8 protein-coding genes are annotated in these 10002 nt (G+C 62.6%); 1 reads left to right on the top strand and 7 read right to left on the bottom strand.

Going from position 1 to position 10002, the window contains the following annotated elements; all coding sequences use genetic code 11:
- Window positions 1–11: 11 nt before the first annotated feature.
- Window positions 12–176 (top strand): CsiV family protein, encoded by a 165-nt coding sequence (locus F8K16_RS09280; protein WP_367122865.1) that lies wholly within the window; start codon window positions 12–14, stop codon window positions 174–176.
- Window positions 177–312: 136 nt separating this feature from the next.
- On the opposite strand, the gene minE is transcribed toward F8K16_RS09280, so the two are convergent.
- From minE to dapA, 7 genes are all read right to left on the bottom strand, one after another.
- On the bottom strand, window positions 313–573 hold the full coding sequence (minE, locus tag F8K16_RS07045) for a cell division topological specificity factor MinE (protein WP_294948661.1): 261 nt from the start codon (window positions 571–573) through the stop codon (window positions 313–315).
- Window positions 574–575: 2 nt separating this feature from the next.
- Window positions 576–1385 carry a septum site-determining protein MinD gene (gene minD / locus F8K16_RS07040; protein WP_294948659.1) on the bottom strand — a complete coding sequence of 270 codons (810 nt, stop codon included), beginning with the start codon at window positions 1383–1385 and terminating at the stop codon, window positions 576–578.
- 44 nt (window positions 1386–1429) lie between these two features.
- Window positions 1430–2113 (bottom strand): septum site-determining protein MinC, encoded by a 684-nt coding sequence (gene minC, locus F8K16_RS07035; RefSeq protein WP_294948657.1) that lies wholly within the window; start codon window positions 2111–2113, stop codon window positions 1430–1432.
- Window positions 2114–2256: 143 nt separating this feature from the next.
- Window positions 2257–4170, bottom strand: a complete 1914-nt coding sequence (locus tag F8K16_RS07030; protein WP_294948655.1) for a 5'-nucleotidase C-terminal domain-containing protein — start codon at window positions 4168–4170, stop codon at window positions 2257–2259.
- Between the two features lie 140 nt (window positions 4171–4310).
- On the bottom strand, window positions 4311–8171 hold the full coding sequence (purL, locus tag F8K16_RS07025; protein ID WP_294948652.1) for a phosphoribosylformylglycinamidine synthase: 3861 nt from the start codon (window positions 8169–8171) through the stop codon (window positions 4311–4313).
- 72 nt (window positions 8172–8243) lie between these two features.
- The gene (bamC, locus tag F8K16_RS07020; RefSeq protein WP_294948650.1) at window positions 8244–9386 is read right to left on the bottom strand and encodes an outer membrane protein assembly factor BamC; all 1143 of its coding nucleotides are present in this window, start codon (window positions 9384–9386) and stop codon (window positions 8244–8246) included.
- Window positions 9383–10002: 4-hydroxy-tetrahydrodipicolinate synthase (gene dapA, locus F8K16_RS07015; protein ID WP_294948648.1), on the bottom strand; the 620-nt coding region annotated here is incomplete at its 5' end. The genes bamC and dapA, both read right to left, overlap by 4 nt.

Below are 10002 nucleotides of genomic sequence, written 5' to 3'. Positions count from 1 at the left end.
TTCCCAAGGCCGTGCGTGAAGCCTTTGCCGCCCATGAGCGTGTCCCGCTGGAGCAGCTGCCCGAATTCTGGACCTTCCATCAGACGGCTCATCGCAAGCTGAAATCCGGCGAATGGCACTATATCGACCACCCGCTGTTTGGCACCCTGGTCGTCATCAACCGGGTGCAGCCATAAGCCGCACTCCTTTGCCGCTCCCCGAAAACGGCGCACAAAAGCGGGCGGCTGCCTACTCACCGTTCCGGGACGCTCTCATCCCGAAACGAAAAAACCGCCCGCAGGCGGTTTCTTCATGCGTCAGCAAAGCGGCCGTTCAGTCACGCTTTTCCGGAATGACCACATTCAGCTCCAGCACTTCATAGCCGTCGCTGCGATCCAGATGGATCTGCAGCTGTTCCTGATCGATTTCCACATACTTGGAGATCACCTGCAGGATCTCTTCACGCATCTGCGGCAGAAAGTCCGGTCCACGGCGGCGGGCACCCTCGTGCACCAGCACCATCTGCAGCCGCTCCTTGGCCTGCTGGGCGCTGTTTTTCCTGCGCCGACCGGTCAGATAGTCCAGTATGCTCATGGTCACTTCCCAAACAGCTTCTTCAACAGGCCCTTCTTCTCCACCGTCAGGAACCGCTGCGGCCGCTCCTCCCCCAGGAAGCGGGCCACGATATCCTCATAGGCCGCCGCTGCATCAGAGCCCTTCTCGCGGATGACCGGCATGCCGGCGTTGGAGGCGTTGAGCACATCCTCGGATTCGGGCACGGCACCCAGCAGCTCCACACCCAGCAGCTCGACAATGTCGTTCCAGGCCATCATCTCGCCCGCTTCGACCCGTTCCGGGTTGTAACGGGTCAGCACCAGATGCTCCTTGACGCTGCCGCCCTCTTCCGCCTTCTTCGATTTGGACTGCAGAATGCCCAGAATGCGGTCGGAGTCGCGCACGGAGGACACCTCCGGATTGGTCACCACCAGGGCCTCATCCGCGTAGTAGAGCGCCAGCTGGGCTCCCTTCTCGATACCGGCCGGCGAGTCGCATACGATGTACTCGAACCCCATCTCCTTGAGTTCGTCGATCACCCGGCCGACGCCTTCCTTGGTGAGCGCGTCCTTGTCGCGGGTCTGGGATGCCGCAAGGATATACAGATTGTCGTCATGCTTGTCGCGGATCAGTGCCTGCTTAAGGCTTGCCTCGCCCTGCACCACATTGACGAAGTCATACACCACGCGGCGCTCGCACCCCATGATCAAGTCCAGGTTGCGCAGCCCCACGTCAAAGTCGATGACGACAGTCTTGTGGCCCCGCTCGGCCAGACCGGCTGAAAAACTGGCGCTGGTGGTGGTCTTGCCCACGCCTCCCTTGCCGGATGTGACGGTAACGACCTTGGTCACGGATACTTCTCCCGATTCATTCAGTCAGTTCAAATTGTTGCGCATTATAACGCAGCGAAACGCAGCTGCTCGCCTTCCAGCCAGATGCGGCAGGCCTTGCCCGAAAATTCCGGCGGCAGGTCATCGGCCAGCTGATAGAGGCCGGCGATGCACACCAGCTCCGGATCCATCGTCTGCACAAAGATCTGCGCACCACGCTCCCCACGCGCGCCGGCAAAGGCCTTGCCCTCGAGCGCACCATAGATGTGCACATGCCCGTCGGCATAGACTTCCGCACCCGGATTGACGCTGCCGAGCACCACCAGGTCCCGTCCTTTCGCATATACCTGCTGACCTGAGCGGATCGACTGGCTGACAACCATGGCGGTGGCTGTCTCCTGACTCGTGGACGCATCACGGCTCTCCCTGCGCTCGCGGCCACGCTGGCGTTCCGGGGCAAAGATGGCCAGACCGGCGATCTCCGCCTGCTGACGCACCTGCTCGTCCTCGCTGCGCAGACCGATGGGAATCATTCCCTGCTGCAACAGATGTTCCACCAGCAACGCCAGAAAAGTCGGTGGCAGCGGCGCCACCCGTGGCTCAATGACCACCGGCACCTGCTGAAAGAAGCCGGGCGCCTGCTCAACTTTCTTCCCCAGAGCAGACTTGACCGCCTCAATGTCCGAGCTGTGCACCCGCAGCACGGTAAAGGACATGACCGAGCCTTTCAGTTCAATCGGCTGCGCCATACGCGCTCCTTTGCTGTTCAGTCAGACGCATCATTATCTCCACAGCCTGACGGCATTGCACCCGCCAGAGTGAAAAATCCGCCACGCCACAAAAAAGCCCGACACAAGGTCGGGCTTTACTGTGGTCGGAAGGTTCAGGATGATCAGATCATCTTGCCTTCGTAGTCCTCGATGCCCGGGTTGCCTTTCACACCCTTGAGCACCGGACGGTTGACCTTCTCCAGCTGCTTGTCCAGATCGCCCTTGTGGCGGCGCAGGTAGTCGGCGACCACGTCCCACATCAGGCGGCCTTCGCCCACGGTGTCCACCTGGGCCCAACCGGCCACGGTATACTTCTTGTTGGGCTCGACCACCGTGCCGTCGTCCAGCACGATGTTGCTGATGCGCTTGCCGAACTCGGCGCCCGGCTCGATGGTGTAGTCCAGACCGCCGACACGCACCATGTCGCCACCGGACTGCAGGTAGGGATCCTTCTGGAACAGGTTTTCGGCGATACCTTCCAGCATGTCCTTGATCTGCGCGCCGGACATTTCGGAGCGATAGGTCTCACCATAGGTCATGGATGTCTGGTCCATGACGCGCTCCATGGTGATCTTGTCGCCCGCCAGCAGGGAAGTCCCCCAGCGCACGCCTGCAGACAGGGCGATCTGGGTGTCGTGCTCCTCACGCAGCGCGTTGACGCAGATCTGGTCCCAGGTACCGATGAAGTTGCCGCGGCGATACAGCACCTGCGGCGCAGTACCCAGATCTTCGGCCAGGATCTCGCCGTAAGTCTTGCCCAGACGATCCTTGTTGTAGTAGTACTCGGGATTGCGGGACTCGATGATGTTCTTGTCGTACTTTGTGCTGTACAGCTTGGTCAGGAAGGCTTCCACCTCCTTGTCCGCCGGCAGGATGTTGGAGAACACCGGCAGCAGGTGATAGTCCACGCCCATCAGCTTGCCGTTCTTGATGTCCAGGTCCATCACGCCGACAAACTTGCCCTGGGAGCCAGCGTTAGTGACATAGCAGATGCCGCCGTCCGGACGCTTGACGTTGATGGTGGTGGGAATACCGTCGTGCGTGTGACCGCCGAAGATGGCGTCGATGCCCGGTACGCGGCTGGCCATCTTGTGGTCCACGTCCATGCCGTTGTGGGAGATCATGATGATCGCCGCCGGCTTCTCCTTCTCCTGGATCTGGGCCACCAGATCACGCAGCTCGTCTTCACGCAGACCGAAGGACCAGTCCGGGAAGTTGGCGCGCGGGTTGGCGTTGGCGGTACGCGGGAACGCCTGACCGATGATGGCGATGCGCTCACCGTTGACCACCTTCACGGTGTAGGGCTTGAACGGACGCGCCTCGTCCTCGCTGTAGAGACCGACGCCATACTTCTGCGCCATTTCCGGATAGGCGTCACCGAACAGCGCGTCTTCCTTGATGCGGATGTTCTGTGCCAGGAACTCGCCCTTGAACTTGCTCAGGTTGCGCAGAACCTCTTCTTCGGTATAGGTGAACTCCCAGTGACCGGTCATGATGTCCAGACCGATCAGGTTGGAGGCTTCAACCATGTCCTGGCCACGGGTCCACAGCGCGGTTGCGGAACCGTGCCACAGGTCACCGCCGTCCATGGTGATGGTGTTTTCCTTGCCGCCGGCCTGCTCGCGCAGACGGTCCAGCAGCGTCTTCAGGTGCGCGAAGCCGCCCACCTTGCCATACAGTTCGGCCGCTTCCTGGAAGTTGAGGAAAGTAAAGGCGTGTGCCAGCGGCGTGCCCTCCTTGATGCCCAGTCGCTTGAGGAAGTGATGGCCCACCACGTGCGGCAGCTTGCCTTCCCACTCGCCCACGCCCAGGTTCACGTTTGGCTCACGGAAGTAGATGGGCTTGAGCTGAGCATGCGTGTCGGTGATGTGCAGGATGCGCACCTTGCCCTTCATGGGCAGGTTGTAGACCGCTTCCATGCTGTCCAGAGAGGCCTGACCTCCCTTGCCGGACATGGCCTTGGCGGCACCCGGCAGCATGCCGGCAGCCGCGGCGATTCCCATCACATGCATGAATTCACGACGGTTCAGAGACATTGAGGGCTCCTTCAATGATGTAGTTAAGGGTAAATCCGATATCAATCCTGTAAATCATACCCACTGCGCGCAGGCGTGTCTAATCACCTGCCCGCATCAGGTTAATCATTTTTTCTTATGCAACCATAAACGCATGGAGCTCATCCCACCCAGCGGCGCGCGTTTTCAAACAGACGACGCCACGGCGCCCGCTCCTGCCAGTGATCCGGCTTCCAGCTGTGCTGCACGGCGCGGAACACCCGTTCCGGGTGCGGCATCATGATGGTCACCCGCCCGTCGGTGGTGGTGAAGCCGGTCATACCGCCGGCGGAGCCGTTGGGGTTGAGCGGATATGTTTCGGTGGGCGCACCGGTGCCATCCACGTAGCGCAGTGCCAGTGCTGCTGCCTGCGCATCGGCTTCGTTGGCAAACTTCACCCGCCCCTCACCGTGGGCCACCGCCACCGGAATGATGGAGCCCGCCATGCCGTCCAACAGGATGGAGGGCGAATCGGTCACCGCCACCAGTGACAGGCGCGCCTCGAACTGTTCCGAGGCATTGCGCACGAATCGAGGCCAGTGCTCCGCCCCCGGGATCAGATCCTTGAGATTGGAGAGCATCTGGCAGCCGTTGCAGACTCCCAAGGCGAAGGTGTCTTCACGGTGAAAGAACTGCTCGAACGCCTCCCGTGCCTGCGGATTGTGCAGGATGGAACTAGCCCAGCCCCGCCCGGCGCCCAGCACATCGCCGTAGGAGAAGCCGCCACAGGCCACCAGCCCCTTGAAATCGTCGAAGCGCAGCCCGTCGCGCAGCACATCCTCCATGTGCACATCCACCGCATCGAAGCCGGCCAGGGTGAAGGCGGCGGCCATCTCCTGCTGGCCGTTGACCCCCTGCTCGCGCAGAATGGCCACCTTCGGCCTCGCACCGGTGTTGATGTAGGGGGCGGCTACATTTTCCTCCACATCGAAGCTGGTTTCGGCCCTGAGCGCCGAGACCTCATCAGGCGCATCCAGCAGCGCTTCGGCCTGCGCCACCACCTCGGCGTTGTCACGCAGCTTCTGCATGGCGAAAGTAGTGCGCGTCCACAGGCGGTACCAGTCACCGCGGTCGGCCTCATGCCAGATCTGCCCGTCCATGCGGAAGATCAGCCGTGCATCCTCGTGCACACTGCCCAGCCAGTGGCTGCAATCGGCCAGACCATGGTCGTGCAGCACCGCCTCCACCTCCTTGACACGGTCTGCCGGCACCTGCAGCACGGCGCCCGGCTCTTCGGCGCACAGGGCAGCGACGGGACGGTTGCCCAGGGGTGAGAGTTCAATATCGAAGCCACAACGCCCGGCGAAGGCCATTTCCGCCAGCGTCACCAGCAGTCCGCCGTCGGAGCGGTCATGGTAGGCCCAGACCAGATCAGCGTCATTGAGCGCCTGCACGGCATCGAACAGTCCCTTGAGGTCTTCGGGCCTGTCCAGATCGGCGGTGATATCACCCACCTGGTTGTACACCTGCGCCAGACAGCTCCCGCCCAGACGATGCTGCCCACGGCCAAGATCGATCAGCAGCAGCCGGCTGTCTCCTCGATCGGTGCGCAGCTGCGGCGTCAGTGTGCGGCGCGCATCCTGCACGGGCGCGAAGGCCGAAATGACCAGCGTTACCGGTGCGGTGACAGCCTTCTGCTCACCGTTTTCCTCCCACACCGTGCGCATGGAAAGGGAGTCCTTGCCCACCGGCACGGTCAGATCCAGCGCCGGACACAGTTCCATGCCGACTGCTTCCACCGCCTCATACAGCTTGGCATCCTCGCCCGGATGCCCGGCAGCCGCCATCCAGTTGGCGGAGAGCTTGATGTCACTCAATCTGCCAATGCGCGCGGCCGCGATATTGGTAATGGCCTCGGCAATGGCCAGCCGAGCGGATGCCTTGGGGTTGACCAGCGCCACCGCCGGGCGCTCGCCCATGCTCATGGCCTCGCCGGTATAGTGCTCATAATCCGTGAGGGTCACGCCGCAGTCGGCCACTGGCACCTGCCACGGCCCCACCATCTGATCCCGGGCTACCATGCCGGTGATGGTGCGGTCGCCAATGGTGATCAGGAAAGTCTTGTCGGCGATGGTGGGCAGTTGCAACAGACGCTCGGCCACCTCGCCCAGGGGCAGGATCTCGCTCTCAAAGCCCGCCTGCGGCAGATTCCGGGAGGTCACGTTCCGGTGCATGCGCGGCGGTTTGCCCAGCAGCACATTGAGGGGCAGGTCCACCGGATTGTTGTCGAAATAGCGGTCATGCACCTTCAGGCGCTGATCCACCGTCGCCTCGCCCACGATGGCCCAGGGGCAGCGCTCTCGCCTGCAGATCTCGATGAAGGTATCTACCCGATCGGGATAGAGGGCAATGACATAGCGCTCCTGGGATTCGTTGCACCAGATCTCCATCGGCGACATGCCCGGCTCGTCACAGGGAATATCCCGCAGCTCGAAGGCGCCCCCCTTGCCCGCATCATTGACCAGCTCGGGAAAGGCGTTGGACAGCCCCCCTGCACCCACATCATGGATGGACGCGATGGGATTGTCCTCGCCCAGCCAGCAGCAGCGGTCGATCACCTCCTGGGCCCGGCGTTCCATTTCCGGGTTGTCCCGCTGGACGGAGGCGAAATCCAGATCCTCACTGCCGGCACCGCTGTCCACGGACGAAGCGGCACCCCCACCCAGGCCGATGAGCATGGCCGGCCCGCCCAACACCACCAGCTTGGCGCCTGCGGGAATGGTGTCCTTGTGCACGTGCTGCGCTCGGATGTTGCCCAGGCCACCGGCCAGCATCACCGGCTTGTGATAGCCGCGCATTTCCTCCCCTTCATGGGTCATGAAGGGCACTTCATAGGTGCGGAAGTAACCGCAGATGGCCGGGCGGCCGAATTCGTTGTTGTAGGCTGCCGCCCCCAACGGGCCGTCGATCATGATCTCCAGCGCCGAGGCGATGCGCGCAGGCTTGCCATAGTCGTGCTCCCACGGCTGGCGCAGCCCGGGAATGTTCAGGTTGGAGACAGTGAAACCAGTCAGTCCCGCCTTGGGCTTGGCGCCACGCCCGGTGGCACCCTCATCGCGGATCTCACCACCGGAGCCGGTGGCCGCCCCCGGCCAGGGCGAGATGGCGGTGGGATGGTTGTGGGTCTCCACCTTGATCTGGATATGCACCGGCTCCCTGCTGGCACGGTAGACGCGGTCATCGGGATGGGGGAAGAAGCGGGCGGCCTCGAAACCTTCCAGCACGGCGGCATTGTCAGAATAGGCGGACAGAATGCCTTCGCGGTGATTCTGGTAGGTGTTGCGGATCATGCCGAACAGGGTGTACGGCTTATCTTCCCCATCAATGGTCCAGCTGGCGTTGAAGATCTTGTGACGGCAGTGCTCCGAGTTGGCCTGGGCGAACATCATCAGCTCGGCATCGGTGGGGTTGCGCCCCAGTGCCAGGTAGTTGTCGAGCAGATAGTCGATCTCATCCTCACTCAGGGCCAGCCCCATGGTGACATTGGCCGCCTCCAGCGCCGTGCGCCCGCCCTCAAGCACATCCACCGTTTCCAGCGGGCGAGGCTCGTGCACCTCGAACAGTTGTTCGGCATCGTGGACATTCTCGATAAGGGTCTGCATCATGCGGTCATGAATATGCGGCGCCACGGCATCCCGTGTCCAGTCCCCCTCAAAGCGCCAGGCCACGCCTCGCTCAATGCGGGCAATGCCGCTCAGGCCACAGGTATGGGCAATGTCAGTCGCCTTGCTGGCCCAGGGCGAGATGGTGCCGAAGCGGGGAATGACGATCAGATGCACCGCTTCCGGCTCCGGCAGCGGCTGCGCCTGCCCGTTGAGCAACTGGTGCAGCACGGCCTGTCCCCGGTCGTCATGGGGTGGATTGTCCACAAAATAGACGTAGCGGGCCTCCACGCCCGTGATGCCGCTGACCTGCGCCAGCTTCTCCTGCAGTTTGCGGCGGCGAAAATCCGTCAGCGCCGCTTCACCCCAGATCACCTGCATTCTGCACTCCTTTCAAACAAATCAAGCCCGTTGAAGGGCTTGATCTCGATCTCGAAAAAGCCGGCTGCCGGCCTACTGTCCCAGCAGCCCCAGTTTGGCGAACAGCCTGCGGCGGTCCTCCGCATTCAACGGTGAGGCACCCTCCGGTGCATGCACCGTCAGCAGCGTCTCGTCCGGCTTGTCGGTCGCCTTCAGACGGAGAATGACCTTTTCGGGCAGGTCGCTTCTGCGCCAGAACGCCAGACTGCTCCAGAAGCCTTTCTTCTGCTCACGTTCCATGCGGCCGATGTCGAGCACCATCTCGTGGCGCTCGGGCACCACCTTCTCCACTTTCCAGTCCGCGCGCCAGATCATCGACTGCAGATAGGCCCAAGATTCGCTCATGGGCGCATGCAGCACCAGACCGTCCAGCTCTCGTCCCTGCACGATTTCGACCGTATGGACGCTCACCTTCACCTGCTTCAGCGCCTGCTCCTTGGCCGCGCCGAAGAAGATGGCCGCCTGATAGAGCATCTCCAGTTCCTTGACAGGGTCATAGGGTCGCACGCGCGAAACGGTGATGTCGCCATCATTCGTCTGGAAGACCTGGTGGTGATGGAAGCGGATCTGCGCCCTGTGAGTGTGGCCATCGACGGTCACATGCACCACGAAACGATCCAGCGCCCCTTCGGCGGTCTCCGGACGCCAGGAATTGAACAGGCGGGTCAGCGGGCTCACATCCTCCAGCGGCACGATCTCCTTGCGCGCCACATAGCCGGTGCGGATGATGCCCGTGGCCCGGTTGGCCTCGCTGATGGGGTAACCGAGGGTCTTGAGGAACTTCTGCACGCCCTGCCAGACGGCATTGGCATCCACATCGCCCAGTGCAAGCCAGCGCTCGCACAGGGTCGCCTTCACCGCCACGCCCTTGGCGCGGTAGGCGGGAATATCCGACTTGCTCAGCTGCGCCACATCGCTTTTGAGGTGGCCGTCCTGCAGCATGCCCGCCTCTTTGCCGCTGAGCAGCCCGAGGCTGTCCTGCTGCTGCGGGCGCACGAGCGTGGGCGGCACCTCCAGCGATTCGGCCAGCCGCTCTTCCTGGGCACGGTAGTTCTTGCCGCCCCAGACGCTGTCTCCCCAGTTGAACGCCTTGGAGAAGGAGCTGCAACCCCCAAGAGACAGCACGCCGCCGGCCAGCAGGGCCAGCGCAAGAGGACGCATTCCGGTTTTTGTCATAGCACGCCCGCCTTTTCCATGGCGGCTCGCACGGTGGCGTGGTGCTCCCGGCTCAACGGCGTCAGCGGCAGACGGATCGCCTCGCCGATCAGCCCCATCTCATGCAGCGCCCATTTGACCGGAATGGGATTGGATTCGACAAACAGCGCGCCATGCAGGTCACGCAGCGTGTTGTCGATCTCCCGCGCCACCAGCTCATTGCCGTCCAGCGCCGCCATGTAGGCTTCATGTACCGCCTTCGGCGCCACATTGGCCGTGACGGAAATGCCGCCATGCCCGCCAGCCAGAATGAAGTCGATGGCCGTGCCGTCATCGCCAGTGTAGAGCATGAAGTCACTTTCCACCCTGCGCAGGATCTCCGGCACTCGGGACAGATCACCAGTGGCCTCCTTGATGCCGATGATGTTGGGAATCTGCGCCAGCCGCCCGACGGTTTCCGGCAGAATGTCGCAGGCGGTACGTCCGGGCACGTTGTAGAGAATCTGCGGCAGAGCCACGGCCTCGGCCACGGCCCTGTAGTGCTGATACAGCCCTTCCTGGGTCGGCTTGTTGTAATAGGGCGCCACCAGCAGTGCCGCATCGGCCCCCATCTCTCTGGCACAGCGGGTCAGCTCGA

The sequence above is a fragment of the Sulfurivirga sp. genome, from assembly GCF_015490265.1.
Taxonomy (GTDB): domain Bacteria; phylum Pseudomonadota; class Gammaproteobacteria; order Thiomicrospirales; family Thiomicrospiraceae; genus Sulfurivirga.
The sequence above is the reverse complement of the archived record's forward strand: the minus strand, read 5'-3'. Positions and strand labels throughout refer to the sequence as shown.